Genomic DNA, 14,538 nt, shown 5'->3' with positions numbered 1-14,538 from the left:
AACCAGTCTGCGCCGATGGTACTGTGGCTCAAGCCCCGGAAGAGTAGGGCGTCGCCAGGCATTATAGCTCGCGCTTCACATTAACCCATTCGCAATCTCCTGCGCCCAGGCGCAATGCCCCCCAAGCGCACCCCCTCAGGTCGCGCTGGCAACCGACAAACCACCAGACCAAATCATACCTCAAACCCACCCTCCAACCCTGGGTAGATTTCCTGGAAGGAACCGGTTGAGAATCAATGGCCGTCAGAGCTGTTGCGGGATAGCAAGAACACCACATAGCCTTTGAATTGCGGATGACGCGATAGCATAGGCGGTGCCCGCCAATGCGACCCTGGTAGGTTTGGACCACAACCTCATCGATCAGGCCGGCGAGTCTTGCTAGGGCCCGCGGGTCGCCATGGGCGCTCCAGTCCATCAGGCCGGTGATCGACAGCCGCCAATGGCGGGGCAGGCGTTGCCGCAAATCACGCAGAAAATTGCCATAGCCGCCGATCCCGCGCGTAGCGGCATCGAAATCGACCTGGAGTCCGACAACCTCATTGCCTGCCTCGCGCCAGCGATGCAGATCGTCGAAGATCGTCTCGTAAACAGCATCATTCCAATCCAGCCGATCTGCCCTGACGACCAGCCAGATCTTCTTGCTCGGCAACCGGGGCATCCCCATGCGCAGCTTTTCCAGCCGGACGGGTCCCCTACGCCGAACCTCTCCGTCAAGAAGGTAGAGGATCTTCGCCCGGACATTCTTTGCCGGACGCACGCCAGGCCAGAGATAGAATGCCTCATGACCAGCCGGATCGACACGCTCCGCCTCCGTTTCGCGCCGACAGCCGGTCAACGCCAGCAGCGCCAGCAGCGCCATCGACCATCCGCTTGCACGCATGTTCACCAATAATAACGCAGGGACTTTGCCCATCGGCTGTCGGGATAGCGCTGCTTCAACTCGGTGAACCACGCCTTGCGATCGGCTTGAGGTGCCTGCGCCGCCTCCAATTCCTCATAGCTGCGATAGGGCCCGGTACAACCGTTAAAGCCAGACGGCGCATAGCACATCACGGCACGATACAGAGCATAGGCCCGGTCTTCAGCCGCCGCTCCCTTGTCCGCGATGATCGCGGCATAAATGTCCGCGCGAGACAGCGGGCGGCCGGAAAAGCCGTCCGGCCCATTGCCGAGGCTGAACCTGTCGCCACCTGCCTTGAACAGGCTGAAGCCATCGAAACCGTTCAGCCGATAGAAATCGCCCAGACACAACCGCGCCTTTGCATTGGCGGGAGCGTGCGCGAGAGTCGCGGCGGTTTGCGCTATGCTGGGGCAAGGAAAGCCGTCCGACCATCTGCCCTTTCGGAACAGCCCCACCGGAATCATGTCCTGCTGGGAGAAGTCCCATAGCCCGCCCTCGCTTCCCGCGCTGGCGGGCACCAGCGCAAGATCGCCGGTGAAATCGCCAAAGGCTCCTCTCGTCAAATCCTTGTAGAGCAAGGTGAAGCGCGCCACGTCCCGCTCGCGCACTGGACGCGTGCGATCATTCGCCGCCGCACGCAGGATGGATGGGCTTGCCAGGGTTTGCAGCAAAATCGTCCGGGTCATGCTGTCCGTGACAGGCGATCCGGGCGCGAAGACCTGCTCCAGCCGTCCATCGCGCTGCCAGCGGAGAGCAAGCCCCATTTCCACCAACGGCCGCTCATAAAGCGGGTTCGCCCCACGCAGCAGATCGCGCCAGAATCCCGCCTCGTTGGGATCGCGCGTTCGACCAAGGGCCATGCCGCGCAGCATCTGCCGGCTGAAAGCAAGCGGCGTGAAGCGGCTGCTGCGCGCCGCATCGGGCAGCAGCGCCAGGATCGCCTTCGGATCGTCCCCGGCATAATAGAGCCTGCTGGCCTGGAGCAGCCCGTAAAGATCGGCATGGGCGGTGAACTGGCTCTTCTGCGCCGCCAGCTCGGCGGCAGACAGGACGGCCGGATCGGCGCCCTGCCGCCGCATCCGCTTGAGATCGGCTACGGCCAGCAGCAGCGGCGTTCCGTTCTGGCTGCCGATGATCCGGCTCGCATCCTGACGTTCCAGCAGCTTGATGTCGATCTCCTCTGCAAGATCGGCTGCTGCCTCATCGTCGCCGGGCACCGTGGCCAGCAGCTTTTCATAGCTGCGGGCAAGCGCCGCCATGTCCCCGCTCAACCACGCCACGCGGCGCATCAGCCCTTCGGCCGATGCGGCATAGCGGCCCCTGGGATAGGCCTTGAGATAAGCGGAGATGGCGTTGCCCGCCTCCGCGACCGCGGCGCGATCGACCTTTTCGGGGCCAGCGAAATCGCCATATTCATCGACCGCCTGGGCCACCGCCGCGCGCAGGCCGATACGGATCGGCATATATTTCGCTGTTTCCGCGACCCATTGGCTGCGGGCGCGGGTCAATGGAACGAAGCTGTCTCGCGCAACCTGCCAGTCGCCCTTGTGGAAGGCCTCTGCCGCTTTCAGATAGGATAGATATTCGCGGCCCGGCCTGCTGGAGATCGCGGCATTTCCCCAATCGGCCGTGCCGCAACCGGTCTGTGCGCGCAGCCGCGCCAGTTCGGTGCGTTCCGCCTCCGGCAGGCCGGTCTCGACGGCAAGCGCGGCATTGAAGGCTGCCGTGGCTTCAGCGGAAGCCGCGCAGTCGGTCGCATGGCCGTTCGCCGCAGCGCCATCGCCCTGGCTGTCCCTTGCGGCTTCCGGCCAGAAGGCGGCGCGCAGGCCGGGCCATGTCATGAAGGTTCCACCGAATTGCGGATTGTTCATATCGGTCGCCGCGCCTTTGCGAGGGCCGTCCACGGGCCTCAGGCTTCGCATGAGCAGCAGGATGTTGATCCGCGTATCGTTGCCCGGGCTGATCGCCGCGCGTCCGCCGCAATCATAATCGGGGGAAGCCAATTGCCAGCCGGGCGAGCAGGAAGAGTCGGCGCAGGCCCAGAGAGTCCCGCCCAGGCCGATTGCCGATAGCGCCAGCGTCACCAGCGCGGCGGCGACGGGATGTTTGCGGTGAAACGCCATATGTCGGGCCATGGGGCGGTCCTGCCGATCATCTTCTTTCATCATCCGGCGCGAAGGTGAACAAAAGATCGCTTCCACGCAATGACGAAGACAGGAGACGCCGGCCTTACATTCCCCCGGCCGCTGCCGAACGACGCCGCCGCCTGGCGAAAAACAGCGCACCGGCCCCGAGGATGAAAAGCAGCCATGCCGGACCTTCGGGAACCGGCGTTCCTCCCGAACTGCCGCCGGGCGGCGTCACCGGCGGATTATACCCGCCATTATAGGTGCCCAGATGCATTTCCCCGTCCTGATCGAGGCTGCCGAACACAGCCGATCCCTGAATGTAATTGCTGCTATGGGCGGCCGCCCACGGCGCCAGGACGGAGCCGCCCCAACTGGTCGTCAGGTCCAGATTCTGCGCATCGCCAAAGTTCCAGATGACATGTTCGCCCAGTCCCGCGGTGCCGCCCAGGAAATTGTCGTTCAGGTTGATCGACGCTCCGCTTACATTGACGATGGCCGTATCCGCGCCATTCAGATGGAAGGCGATTTCCCCGATGGAATTGAGGTCGGCCGCCGTGATCGAAAAGACCGCCAGACCGTCCGCATCGGGGGCCGCGTTGAAGGTCGCCCGATTGCCGCTGATGTCCATCTGGCTGTTCGGGGAAAGGCCCGACAGGGTCGCGGACAATTGTTTCATGCTGCCGGCCAGGGTCGCTCCCTGGGCGGTCAGGTTGCCGATGAAGGCGGGGTCCGAACCGGCCAGTCCGGACTGCACCACATTCTGGTTGACGTTGGTGTTGTTGATCGTCCCGCCGACCTTCACCGTCTGGCTGGGGCCATTGAGGTTGAACCCGCTATCGACATTGCCGCCGATGACGGCGCCCGATCCGTTGTTCAGGTTCTTGACGCCGCCCGTGACGTTGCCGACCACGGTCAGGCCGGGCTGACCGGTGGGGGAGGCGGTCGGCGTGCCGATCTGATAATTGGACGACGTGCCGGTCAGGTCGCCGCCCACGAAGGTTCTGCCTTCCACTTCGGAAGAGGAATCGAGGTTGCCAAGGACGATCAGATTCCATTCGCGCAGCGCGTCCGTGCCCGCGACGGGAGAAGCGAGGCCGGGCGAGGCTGCAAGGGCGGCAACACTGGCGGCGAAGAGAATGCTGAGCTTTTTCATGCGCCGACCCTATGCGACCGATCGCCCGACGCTAAGGGTTAAAGATGGTTAACATAGGGTTGTGCCGGATCGGGACATGCATGGCTACGACCTGCCTCGGGCCCCGGATCAAGGCCCCCAGGCCTGGCGATAAAGCGCCTGGATTTCGTCCGCGTCCGGCACGATGGGGTTGTTGCCGGGCGATCCGGAAGCGAGCGCCTGCTCCGCCATCAGCGGCAGCAGCGCGTCCCATTTGTCGGCGTCTATGCCGTAGGCGGCGGGCGTGGGGACACGGAGTTCCTCGTTGATGCGGGTCAGATCCTCGATCAGCTTGCCAACGGCGCCCTGGTCGCCCTCCTCCGCCGCGGCGACGCCCATGGCCCGCGCGCAATCGGCATAGCGCCGAAGGGCGCCCGGCGCCGAAAAGGCGGTGACAGCCGGCAGCAGCATCGCATTGGAAAGGCCGTGCGGCACGTGGAAATGCGCCCCGATCGGCCGGCTCATGCCATGAATCAGCGCGACGCTGGCGTTGGAGAAGGCGATGCCGGCCTGGGTCGAACCGAACATCATCGCCTCGCGTGCGGGGCGGTCTTCCGGGTCCGCCCATACGCGTCGCAGATGCGGCGCGATGGCGCGCATGGCCGATAGCGCGAAGCTGTCCGAAAAGGGGTTGGCCCGGCGCGACACATAGGCTTCGATGGCATGGGTCAGCGCGTCGATCCCGGTGTCGGCGGTCAGGCGCGGCGGCATCGTCAGCGTCAGTTCGAAATCGACCAGGGCGGCTGTCGGCAGATAGGCGAGGCCGGCCAGCAGCATCTTTTCGTCCGTCGTCTCATCCGTGACGATGGTGAAGCGCGTCGCTTCCGATCCGGTGCCGGCCGTCGTGGGTATCGCAATGACGGGAAGGCCGGGCGCGTCCTGGACATGGGGCACCTTATAGTCGCGGCAGACGCCGCCATGGACGGCGAGCACCGCGATCGCCTTCGCGCTATCGATCGGGCTTCCGCCGCCGAAGCCGACGACGCAGTCATGATCGCCCTCCTCCAGAAAGGCGCGGGCCTCCTCGATGGAGGCGGCGGTCGGTTCCGGCAGGGTGTCGGCAAATATGCGGGCGGCCATTCCCGCCTTGTGCAGTTCGTCCATCAGGGCATCGGCTCGCCCGCCGTCCTTCAGGAAGCGGTCGGTGACGATCAGCGGCCGCGACAGCCCCAATGTCGCCAATAGCGGGGCGAGTTCGCCGGACACGCCGCCGCCGACGCGAAGGATGCGCGGAAGCGCCGCCTGAAAGCCCATCATCTGTTCTCCGCCGTCGGTTCGATGGAAATCTGGACGATTTCGATGGGGCGGACAAGGCTCCATGTCGGGGCCGGAATCCGGTGCTATGGCGCGGTCGGCGCTTCTGCCCCGCCGCTGTCCGCAAGCCATTCGCGGAAGCGCCGCATCGCGTCGCTTTCAGGACGCGAGATGAGGCGCGTGAGCCAATAACGGCCCGCGTCGATCATGATCGGGAAGGGCTGGACGAGCAGTTCCGAGGCGAGTTCGCGCATGAACATGACGGGCGGCGCCAGCGCGACGCCCAGGCCGGCCATGGCGGCGGAGACCATCAGCGCCGAACTGTCGAAAACGGGCCCGCGCAGAAGCGGGGCGGCAACGCCCGCGGCCCCGAACCAGAGCGCCCATTCGTCCGGCCGGTAGGAACGCAACAACCGTTCATGGAGGAGGTCTGCAGGTGCGCTGAACCGCGCGGCCATGGCCGGCGCGCAAAGCGGCGTCAGCGGTGCTTCTAACATGGGTTCGGCATGGGTGCCATGCCATGCGCCGTCGCCGAAGCGAATGGCGAAATCCAGCGCTTCTCCCGCCAGGTCCACGCGATTGTTGTTGGTCGAAACGCGCAGGTCGATGGCGGGGTGGGCGCGGGCAAAGGCGTCCAGTCGGGGCAACAGCCAGCCGGTCGCGAACGTGCCGACGACGCCGACCTTCAACATCTCGCGAAAGCGGCCGCCGGCATATTGGTCGAGCGTCGCGCCCACGCGGTCGAACGCCTCCGCCAGCACGGGCACGAGCGCATGCCCCTCGTCCGTGAGCGCCAGCCCACGCGGCAGGCGGTGAAAGAGGCGGACGCCAAGGCGGCGCTCAAGCTGCGCGACATGATGGCTGACCGCCCCCTGGCTGACGCAAAGCTCAATCGCCGCGCGGGTGAAATTAAGGTGGCGCGCCGCCGCTTCGAAGGCGCGCAGGGCGTTCAGGGGAAGTTGGGCGCGATCCATGGCCCGTCATCAATTATTCTCATGGCTTTGTCGAGAAATCATGCTTTGTGCGCGAAAGCGTCCATCGGCATCCCGGCAGGGAAGGGAGATGAAGATGATCGCATCGATGGCCATGGCCGCATCGCTGGCGGTGAGTTCCGCGTCAGCGGCTGTCAGGACGGAACCGCATGGGCCCTTGCCTGCGGACGACCCCTTGACCCGCCCGATGGCGGTGGAAAGAGCCCGGGAGTGGCTTGCGCCTCTGCCGCCGGAGAAGATTTTCGGCAGCAGCTATCTGGTGGGTTTCGGCGGCCTGAGCGTCGTTCTGATCGACACGGGGGCGGGTCTTGTCCTGATCGACGGTGCGCTCCCGCAGGCGGCGCCGATGATCCTGAGGCATGTCCGCAAGCTGGGGTTCGATCCCAAAGACATCAAATTTATTCTGAGTACCGAGCCGCATTATGATCATGCCGGCGGGTTTGCGGCGCTGGCGCGCGCCACTGGCGCCACGGTGGTGGCCAGCCGGCGCGGCGCCGAGGGCCTGCGGGCCGGCGCACTTGCAAAGGACGATCCGCAATTCGATTATGGCGGCACCTGGCCGGCGGTGTCGCGGCTGCGCATCATGGATGACGGAGAAGTCCTGAGGCTGGGCCGCATATCCATCAAGGCGCATGCGACGCCCGGCCATACGATGGGCAGCATGACGTGGAGCTGGAACGCCTGTGAGGGCAGGGCGTGCAAGGAGATCGTCTTCGCGTCCAGCCTCAACCCGGTGTCGGCCGACAATTACCGCTTTACCGCGCCTTCCAGCGCCGCGATCGTCAGAGGTTTTGCTGTCAGCTACAGGCGCATGGGCATGTTGAAGTGCGACATATTGATTGCCGCGCATCCGGACAATGCCGGTCCTGGGCGGTATGACGGCTCGCCCGGCGCCTGCCGCCGCTATGCCGGGCGGTCACGCCGACTGCTGGCGAGGCGGCTCGCGCGGGAGCGGGAGGAGGCGGTGAAATAGGGGCGTCCTGCCCTTTCGATCCCATCGATGAAAGGCGGGATCGACGGAGAAGGCGTCATGATCCGCGCAGGCGGCGTGCGAGAAAGTTGAGGCACGAGCGGACCTTGGGTGAATTCAACTGCCCCGGCAGATAGAGCGCCGCGATGGTCGAGGGCGGCAGCGACAGGTCGGGCAGCACCGGCTCCAGCCGGCCGTTCTCCAGATCCTCCTGCACTTCCCACAGCGACTTGATGCCGATGCCCGACCCCTCCAGCGCCCAGGCGCGCGCCAGTTCGGCATCATTGGTGTTCAGCGTCAGCCGCCATCCTGCCGCGCCACCCATGATCCTTCGCCACAACTCGCCCTGCGACGCGCCCACGACGATCTTGTTGTGTCCCGCGAGATCGGCTGTCCGCGACGGGCGCCCACGCCGGTCGAGATAGGCGGGGGCGGCGCAGAGCAGCCGGGGATTGTCCGCCAGCCGCTTCATCATCAGTGCGCTGTCGGCTGGCGGATCGAAGCAGATGGCGATGTCGTGCCCGCTGCCGATCATGCTGGTCGCTGGCTGATCGGACGTTTCCAGATGCAGGGTGACGTCGGGATGCAGCAGCGCATATTCGTGGAACAGCGGCGCCAGGCGCGCCCGCCCCGCGTCGATGGTCGTGACGATGCGCAGCGTGCCGCTCGCCTCCGTCGACCGGCGCATCAGATCGGTTTCCGCCTCCTCGATCGCGGTCAAGGCGTGGCCCGCCCGTTCATACAGCAGCGATCCTTCGTCCGTCAGGCTGAAATGCCGGCTGTTGCGGCGGACGAGCAGCACCCCCAGCCGCTGTTCCAGTTGGGACAGGCGGCGGCTGGTCGCGGCCAGCGACAGGCCCAGACGCCGCGCCGCCTCCGACAGGTTGCTGGATTGGGCGATCGTCACGAAGGATTCGATCTCGGCAAAGCGATCAGGCATGGGGACAAGCTAGGCCCGGCATGGTGCGATGCAACGGAAGTCGGGTTGCAAGACCGTATGTTTTCATTGCCGCGTCTCTGAAATAAGCCCGGACTGTTAGCGTTTCTTGCTCGTTTCATCCTGACGCAAGACTGGGTTGCACGGCGCGGGAAGCGTTGACCGCGCCTTTCGCAACGCATCATTTTCGCGGAAATCCCTGCATTTGGAAGAGGAGTTTCCGTCATGCCGCCGATCCGGCTTTCCCGCGCCGACGCCCTTGCCCCCATCGGATGGAACGACCTGGAGGCGCTGCCCATCTATGCCGCCATGCTTCTGGGCCTGGGCTGCCTTGTCCTGGCGCTGCTCGATGGCGTGCCGACCCTGGAAGCCACGACGCTGAAAGCCGTCGGCATATTCGGCAGCCTTGCATTGCGCAACGCCTGGCTGAAGCTGGACGAACATGACGGTGCCGTTTCGTAACCTCTCATGATCATCGGTACCGCCCCACGTATCCGTCAGGGTTTCGAGCAAGCCTGGAGCGTGCTGGTCGCGCTCTTCTTCTGGGACCTGGCGGTCACCATCTTCTACTTCATCTCGCCGTTCAGGGCTCCGGCCCTGCCGCTTACCATCTTCGGCACGGCGCTTGCGCTGGTGCTCGGCGTGCGGGTCAATTCGGCCTATCAGCGCTGGTGGGAAGCGCGCATATTGTGGGGCGCGATGGTCAATGCGTCGCGCAGCTTCGCCCGCGCGGTGCTGGCCTTCCTGCCCGAAGGGGAGGAGGTGCAGGCCCTGGGACGTGAACTGGTGCTGCGCCAGGTGGCCTATGTCCACACGCTGCGCCGGCAGTTGCGGCGGCTGGAAACGGGCGGGGACATCCACCGCATATTGGGCCCGGGCGATCATCCGGAACTGGCCCGGCGCAATCCCGCCAACGGCCTGCTGGAGGGCAGCGGACGCCGTGTCGCCGGTCTGGTGCGGCGGGGATGGATCGACACTATCCAGCAAGGCCGGATCGAAGCCGTGCTGGTGGACATGGCCAATGCGCAGGGCGGCATGGAGCGGATCAAGAATACTCCGTTACCTGCCCAATATCGTGCCTTCCCGCAATTCTTCACCCGGCTTTTCTGCATCCTGCTGCCGATCGGGCTGGTGGAGACGCTGGGCGCGGCGACGCCGATCGGATCGGCGGTCGCCGGCTTCATGTATCTGGCGGTGCTCCAGATCGGGGACGATCTGGTCGATCCGTTCGGCAACAGCGTCCACGACCTGCCGCTCGACAGCATCACGACGGTGATCGAAGCGGACCTGTGTCAGTCGATCGATCTGCCGCCGCCTGCCCCGGTGGAACCGGTCGATGGCGTGCTATGGTGAAGGCCGAATGCGCGGGTTGCCCGCGCTGCCCTGTTCCCCGCAAACATGGCCGAAAGAATTTTCTTCGCAGGTGCGGAACAAAATGGCCGGCCTGCCGTTTGTGGCCAGTTAATGGAATTAACCATGAAAATGCGGGCAAAGCCGCATGACGGGCGCATGAACATCGCTGGGGGGACATGAATGTCGGACCATAAGAACGCCCTGATTCGCTCGATCGTCAAACGCGCTGCCGCCGAGAATCTGGAGATTTCCTTCACCACGCCGCCATTCTGGTCCCCCGTGTCGCGGGGGAATGCCGCTGCGATCCTGAACGCCATCCAGCAGCACCAGCCGTCCCATTGCGTGATGCGGCGGTCCAATGGAGACAAGGTCGGGAGCGTCCTGCTGCGACGATAGCGCAGCCGCGCGATGCACGATGCCGCGTCCGGGAACCAGCCCCGGCGCGAGCGGTTAAAGGGCGATCCGCAATTTCGCACGGAGGCAGCGCGTGGAGCCGGGATCAGGCTGGATACCCTATTGCGGCCCCGCGCCGGCGCCCGTGGACCTGCTGACCCGCTGGAACTTCGATCCGGTGCTGCTGGCAGCGTTCGGGCTTGCCATCATGGCGAGCCTCCGGCTGCGGTCCGCGGACGGGAGAAGCCGGTCCTTGTCCGCGATCCTGTTGCTCGCATTTCTGTTCATCTCCCCGCTATGCGCATTGACCTCCGCCCTGTTTTCGGCCCGGACCCTGCACCATCTCGTCCTGACATCGATTGCCGCCCCCTTGCTGGCCATGGCTTTTGCCGAGCGGCGAGCCGCGGGCGGCGTGGCCTTATGGACCTGCCTGCATGCGGCCGCTTTATGGTCGTGGCATATACCCGGCGCCTATGCCGCCGCGCTTTCAGATCATGCCGTCTACTGGACGATGCAGGGAAGCCTGCTGCTGACCGCGCTGGCGCTGTGGCGTGGGGTCATGGCCGCGCCGCTTCCTCTGGCGGTGACCGCTCTTCTGGCCACCATGCTCCAGATGGGCCTGCTGGGCGCGTTGCTGACCTTTTCGAGCGTGGCGGTCTATTCCCCGCATTTCATCAGCAGCTTGGCTTGGGGATTGACGCCGCTGGAGGACCAGCAGCTTGCCGGGCTGCTGATGTGGGTTCCCGGTGCGGGCCTCTATATCGCCGCTGTGCTGTTCCTGCTTTCGCGCTGGTTCAGGCAGGAGCGGGACGCCGCGGCCGCGGCATGACCGGCGCTTCGCGGCCAGCTCCGCCTTCCGCCGCGCCGGAAGGCGGAGCTGGCCGGCTCCCCTGACCGCCGCGCGTGACGCAGCCTCTTGTTTTTGCCGGGCCGCACCGTCACCCTGACGCCGGATCAACGATGCTGCGGAGCCCCAATGTCCACGAACAAGCCGAATCCGGAAACCCTTGCCGTTCATGCGGGATGGCGGGCCGATCCAGCGACGGGCTCCGTCGCGGTGCCGATCCACCAGACGACATCCTATCAGTTTCGCGACGCGGAGCATGCGGCCTCGCTCTTCGCGCTGCAGGAAATGGGCAATATCTACACGCGGATCATGAATCCGACCACCGATGTGCTGGAAAAGCGCGTCGCGGCGCTGGAGGGAGGCGCCGCCGCGCTGGCCGTGGCGTCGGGACAGGCGGCGTCGGCCTATGCGATCCAGAATCTGGCGCGGGCCGGCGACAATATCGTCAGTTCGACGGCGCTCTATGGCGGCACCTATAATCTGTTCGCGAACACGCTGAAGGACCAGGGGATCGAAGTGCGCTTCGTCGATCCGGCCGATCCGGAAGATTTCCGGCGGGCCACCGACGATCGCACGCGCGCCTACTATGCCGAAACCCTGCCCAATCCCAAGCTGGAGGTGTTCCCGATCGCGGAGGTCGCCGCCATCGGCCGGGAACGGGGCATCCCGCTCATCATGGACAACACGGCCGCTCCGCTGCTGTGCCGCCCGCTGGATCACGGCGCGGCCATTATCGTCTATTCCGCGACGAAATATCTTGGCGGACATGGCACGTCGATCGGCGGCCTGATCGTCGATGGCGGGAATTTCGACTGGGCCGCTCATCCCGAACGACAGCCGCTGCTGAACACGCCCGACCCTTCCTACCATGGCGCGATATGGGCAGAGGCGGCAAAGCCCCTGGGCCCGATCGCCTATATCCTGCGGGCGCGGGTCATCCTGCTGCGCGACCTGGGCGCGGCATTGTCCCCCTTCAATGCGTTTCAGCTGATCCAGGGTATCGAGACCGTGGCGCTGCGGATGGAACGGCATTGCGCCAATGCGGTCAGGGTGGCCGAACATCTGGCGCGCCACCCCGCCGTGACCAGGGTCATCCACCCCTCGCAACAGGATGGCCGCGCCCGGGCCCTTGCGGAGCATTATCTGACCGGAGGCAAGGGCGGGCTCGTCGGGTTCGAGCTTGCCGGCGGCATGGAGGCGGGTCGCCGCTTCATCGATGCGCTGGAGCTTTTCTACCATGTCGCCAATATCGGCGACGCGCGCAGCCTGGCGATCCATCCAGCGTCCACGACCCACTCGCAGTTGAACGAAGCGGAGCAGATGGCGACCGGCGTGTCGCCCGGCTATGTGCGGCTTTCCATCGGGATAGAGCATATCGACGACATATTGGGCGACATCGACCAGGCGCTGGCCGCGGCAAGCTGACCTTCCGGGACGAAGGGGCGGACCGCCGGGCCATGTCGCGGCAACGCCGGCCGCGGCGGCGCGTTGCCTCCCCATGGAAATGCCGTTCACCGCGCCCGATCCCTATATTCTGGTCCTGACGGGCGCGGGGCTGCTGATAGTCCTGGTCGCATGGCTGCCGCTGGCCTTGAGGAAGCTGCCGCTGTCGCTGCCGATCGTCTGCATCCTGATCGGCGCCGCGATATTCTGCATCCCCGGCATCGAATTCCGGCCGTCGCCGCTGGAATATCCGGATGTGACCGAACATTTTACCGAACTGGTCGTGATCATCGCCCTGATGGGCGCGGGACTGAAGCTGGACCGGCCGTTCGACTGGCGGCGCTGGATGGTGACCTGGCGGCTGCTCGCCATCACCATGCCGCTGGGCATCGCGCTCATCACGCTGTTGGGGGGCGTGCTGCTCGGTCTTCCCTGGGCCATCGCCCTGCTGCTGGCCGCCAGCCTCGCCCCCACCGACCCGGTGCTGGCCGCCGATGTCCAGGTCGGCCCGCCGCGCACGGGCGAGGAAGATGAAGTCCGCTTCGGCCTGACATCGGAGGCAGGCCTGAACGACGGCCTTGCCTTTCCCTTCGTCCACCTCGCCATCGCGCTCGCTCTGACGGGGAATATGGGGGAGCCATGGTTCGGAAAATGGCTTGGCCTGAACGTGCTGTGGGAGATCGTCGTCGGCGTGGGCGGCGGCTGGGCCGTGGGAAAGCTGTTCGGATGGCTGACCTTCCACATTCCGGCCGAGACGAAGCTTGCCCGGACCGGAGACGGCCTGATCGCCATAGCCGCCACCTTCCTGTCCTATGGCCTGACCGAAATCCTCAACTGCTACGGCTTCCTGGCGGTCTTCGTGACGGCGCTGACCCTGCGCGCGTCGCATCGCGACCATGCGTTCAACGTGCAGATGCATGACCTTACCGAACAGGTGGAGCGCCTTTCGATGATGGCTCTCCTGCTTCTGTTCGGCGGCGCGCTGATCGGCGGTCTCCTGTCGCCGTTGCGCCCGTCCGACATCGTGCTGGTGCTGCTGATCCTGTTGATCGTTCGTCCGGTGACGGGTCTTGTGGGTCTGGCCGGCTTCAGGGCGGATCGGGTCGAAAAGCTGACCATCGCCTTCTTCGGCATAAGGGGCGTCGGATCTTTCTACTATCTGGCCTATGGTCTGAACCAGATGAAGGTGGGAGAGGCCGGCCGCCTGTGGGCGATCATCGGCCTGACCGCACTGATGTCGATCCTGCTCCACGGCCTAACCGTCACACCCGCCATGCGATGGCTCGACAGGCGTCAGGGGCGTGATCCGGACATGAGCGATTGACCGCATGCCCATGGCGCCGTTCGCCAGGCCGGCGGCGATCATCGGGCGGGGCGCAGCATTGCCGTCCCCAAGCGATTTGCGCAAGCCGGGCCGGTGGACCGCCGCCCGGAACGGATTCCCAGGCAGCAGATGATTCTACCTGCCGGGAAAAGGCTCTAAATCTTCCGCTTGAGGCCTAGCAGCCATGGCTTCACCCCGCGGGTCGGATGCGGCTTGCCGTCGAGCCGCTTCGCACGGATGATCCTGACCGGCTTGACGATCATCTGACCGCGCATCGGGCCCGATCCGCAGCAGGTCGGCACGGCCAGGATGCGCTTCACCACATCCATGCCCGCGACGACATGGCCGAAGGCGGCATAGCCGATATAATCGCCCCGCGCGTCCATGTTCGGCGTCGGCCCTATGGTGATGAAGAAATTGCCCATCGCGGAATTGGCGCGGTTGGGCCGCGCCATGGACAGCGTTGCGTCCAGATGCCTGATCCCCGTCCGCGTCGTCGGCTCATGGCGGATCGGCGGCAGCGAACGGCGCGCATCGGTATCGATGCCGCCCTGGATCAGCCCCAGCTTCGGATCGCTCTTGCGCCGCGCCGCGCGATAGAAGGTGACGCCGTCGAACCGGCCGTCATCGACATAGGTCAGGAAATTGGCGGAGGTTATCGGTGCCCGGCGATCGTCCGTCGCCACGATGATGGTGCCGAGCGAGGTTTCGATCGCCACGCGGGTTTGGCCCGGTTTCGGCGCGCTGGTAGGCAAGGCGAGGACGGAGCATGGCAGAAGGGCAATCAGCGGAACGACATAACGCAAGGCAGCAGGAGGCATCGG

General features: G+C 65.3%; 14 protein-coding genes. 7 read left to right on the top strand and 7 right to left on the bottom strand.

The window, feature by feature from the left end; translation table 11 throughout:
- Nucleotides 1-61: 61 nt before the first annotated feature.
- The 5 genes from A8G00_RS19870 to A8G00_RS19850 all read right to left on the bottom strand — a co-directional run bounded on the left by A8G00_RS19870 (nucleotide 62) and on the right by A8G00_RS19850 (nucleotide 6,429).
- Entirely contained in the window at nucleotides 62-859 is a 798-nt protein-coding gene (locus A8G00_RS19870; protein WP_253258041.1) for a DUF3142 domain-containing protein, read from the bottom strand.
- Between the two features lie 23 nt (nucleotides 860-882).
- The gene (locus A8G00_RS19865; RefSeq protein WP_103001499.1) at nucleotides 883-3,036 is read right to left on the bottom strand and encodes a hypothetical protein; all 2,154 of its coding nucleotides are present in this window, start codon (nucleotides 3,034-3,036) and stop codon (nucleotides 883-885) included.
- A gap of 94 nt (nucleotides 3,037-3,130) precedes the next feature.
- Nucleotides 3,131-4,183, bottom strand: a complete 1,053-nt coding sequence (locus tag A8G00_RS19860) for a choice-of-anchor A family protein (RefSeq protein ID WP_065847606.1) — start codon at nucleotides 4,181-4,183, stop codon at nucleotides 3,131-3,133.
- 108 nt (nucleotides 4,184-4,291) lie between these two features.
- Complete coding sequence (locus A8G00_RS19855) at nucleotides 4,292-5,458, bottom strand: iron-containing alcohol dehydrogenase (protein ID WP_226870458.1); 1,167 nt, start codon at nucleotides 5,456-5,458, stop codon at nucleotides 4,292-4,294.
- Nucleotides 5,459-5,541: 83 nt separating this feature from the next.
- Nucleotides 5,542-6,429 carry a LysR family transcriptional regulator gene (locus A8G00_RS19850; RefSeq protein WP_065847605.1) on the bottom strand — a complete coding sequence of 296 codons (888 nt, stop codon included), beginning with the start codon at nucleotides 6,427-6,429 and terminating at the stop codon, nucleotides 5,542-5,544.
- A gap of 94 nt (nucleotides 6,430-6,523) precedes the next feature.
- Here A8G00_RS19850 and bla point away from each other — a divergent pair, with 94 nt between their 5' ends.
- Nucleotides 6,524-7,420: a subclass B3 metallo-beta-lactamase gene (bla, locus tag A8G00_RS19845; protein ID WP_103001501.1), complete on the top strand. Its 897-nt coding sequence runs from the start codon at nucleotides 6,524-6,526 to the stop codon at nucleotides 7,418-7,420.
- 55 nt (nucleotides 7,421-7,475) lie between these two features.
- Here the strand turns inward: bla and A8G00_RS19840 are convergent, their stop codons facing one another.
- Complete coding sequence (locus tag A8G00_RS19840) at nucleotides 7,476-8,357, bottom strand: LysR family transcriptional regulator (protein ID WP_103001498.1); 882 nt, start codon at nucleotides 8,355-8,357, stop codon at nucleotides 7,476-7,478.
- A gap of 222 nt (nucleotides 8,358-8,579) precedes the next feature.
- On the opposite strand from A8G00_RS19840, the gene A8G00_RS19835 reads away from it, so the two are divergent.
- The 6 genes from A8G00_RS19835 to A8G00_RS19810 all read left to right on the top strand — a co-directional run bounded on the left by A8G00_RS19835 (nucleotide 8,580) and on the right by A8G00_RS19810 (nucleotide 13,714).
- Nucleotides 8,580-8,816, top strand: coding sequence for a hypothetical protein (locus A8G00_RS19835; RefSeq protein ID WP_025546856.1), 237 nt, complete (start codon nucleotides 8,580-8,582; stop codon nucleotides 8,814-8,816).
- A gap of 6 nt (nucleotides 8,817-8,822) precedes the next feature.
- On the top strand, nucleotides 8,823-9,707 hold the full coding sequence (locus A8G00_RS19830) for a bestrophin family protein (RefSeq protein WP_103001497.1): 885 nt from the start codon (nucleotides 8,823-8,825) through the stop codon (nucleotides 9,705-9,707).
- Between the two features lie 180 nt (nucleotides 9,708-9,887).
- On the top strand, nucleotides 9,888-10,103 hold the full coding sequence (locus A8G00_RS19825) for a hypothetical protein (RefSeq protein WP_025546858.1): 216 nt from the start codon (nucleotides 9,888-9,890) through the stop codon (nucleotides 10,101-10,103).
- A gap of 91 nt (nucleotides 10,104-10,194) precedes the next feature.
- Nucleotides 10,195-10,929, top strand: a complete 735-nt coding sequence (locus A8G00_RS19820; protein ID WP_103001496.1) for a cytochrome c oxidase assembly protein — start codon at nucleotides 10,195-10,197, stop codon at nucleotides 10,927-10,929.
- A 147-nt stretch (nucleotides 10,930-11,076) separates the two neighbouring features.
- A complete protein-coding gene (locus A8G00_RS19815; protein WP_103001495.1) occupies nucleotides 11,077-12,372 on the top strand; it encodes an O-acetylhomoserine aminocarboxypropyltransferase/cysteine synthase family protein in 1,296 nt (431 codons plus the stop codon).
- A gap of 73 nt (nucleotides 12,373-12,445) precedes the next feature.
- On the top strand, nucleotides 12,446-13,714 hold the full coding sequence (locus A8G00_RS19810; protein WP_103001494.1) for a sodium:proton antiporter: 1,269 nt from the start codon (nucleotides 12,446-12,448) through the stop codon (nucleotides 13,712-13,714).
- A gap of 155 nt (nucleotides 13,715-13,869) precedes the next feature.
- Here the strand turns inward: A8G00_RS19810 and A8G00_RS19805 are convergent, their stop codons facing one another.
- Nucleotides 13,870-14,535 carry a peptidylprolyl isomerase gene (locus A8G00_RS19805; protein WP_103001493.1) on the bottom strand — a complete coding sequence of 222 codons (666 nt, stop codon included), beginning with the start codon at nucleotides 14,533-14,535 and terminating at the stop codon, nucleotides 13,870-13,872.
- Nucleotides 14,536-14,538 lie beyond the last annotated feature (3 nt).

Origin of the sequence: Sphingobium sp. SA916 (assembly GCF_002894065.1) — a bacterium.
Classification (GTDB): Bacteria; Pseudomonadota; Alphaproteobacteria; order Sphingomonadales; family Sphingomonadaceae; genus Sphingobium; species Sphingobium fuliginis.
This window is presented reverse-complemented; position numbering and strand designations above follow the sequence as displayed.

What these genes read in the sequence shown, in the direction of transcription:
- A8G00_RS19870 (WP_253258041.1), bottom strand. Translation starts at nt 859, where the DNA reads ATGGCGCTGCTGGCGCTGCTGGCGTTGACCGGCTGTCGGCGCGAAACG.
- A8G00_RS19865 (WP_103001499.1), bottom strand. Translation starts at nt 3,036, where the DNA reads ATGGCCCGACATATGGCGTTTCACCGCAAACATCCCGTCGCCGCCGCG.
- A8G00_RS19860 (WP_065847606.1), bottom strand. Translation starts at nt 4,183, where the DNA reads ATGAAAAAGCTCAGCATTCTCTTCGCCGCCAGTGTTGCCGCCCTTGCA.
- A8G00_RS19855 (WP_226870458.1), bottom strand. Translation starts at nt 5,458, where the DNA reads ATGATGGGCTTTCAGGCGGCGCTTCCGCGCATCCTTCGCGTCGGCGGC.
- A8G00_RS19850 (WP_065847605.1), bottom strand. Translation starts at nt 6,429, where the DNA reads ATGGATCGCGCCCAACTTCCCCTGAACGCCCTGCGCGCCTTCGAAGCG.
- bla (WP_103001501.1), top strand. Translation starts at nt 6,524, where the DNA reads ATGATCGCATCGATGGCCATGGCCGCATCGCTGGCGGTGAGTTCCGCG.
- A8G00_RS19840 (WP_103001498.1), bottom strand. Translation starts at nt 8,357, where the DNA reads ATGCCTGATCGCTTTGCCGAGATCGAATCCTTCGTGACGATCGCCCAA.
- A8G00_RS19835 (WP_025546856.1), top strand. Translation starts at nt 8,580, where the DNA reads ATGCCGCCGATCCGGCTTTCCCGCGCCGACGCCCTTGCCCCCATCGGA.
- A8G00_RS19830 (WP_103001497.1), top strand. Translation starts at nt 8,823, where the DNA reads ATGATCATCGGTACCGCCCCACGTATCCGTCAGGGTTTCGAGCAAGCC.
- A8G00_RS19825 (WP_025546858.1), top strand. Translation starts at nt 9,888, where the DNA reads ATGTCGGACCATAAGAACGCCCTGATTCGCTCGATCGTCAAACGCGCT.
- A8G00_RS19815 (WP_103001495.1), top strand. Translation starts at nt 11,077, where the DNA reads ATGTCCACGAACAAGCCGAATCCGGAAACCCTTGCCGTTCATGCGGGA.
- A8G00_RS19810 (WP_103001494.1), top strand. Translation starts at nt 12,446, where the DNA reads ATGGAAATGCCGTTCACCGCGCCCGATCCCTATATTCTGGTCCTGACG.
- A8G00_RS19805 (WP_103001493.1), bottom strand. Translation starts at nt 14,535, where the DNA reads ATGCCTCCTGCTGCCTTGCGTTATGTCGTTCCGCTGATTGCCCTTCTG.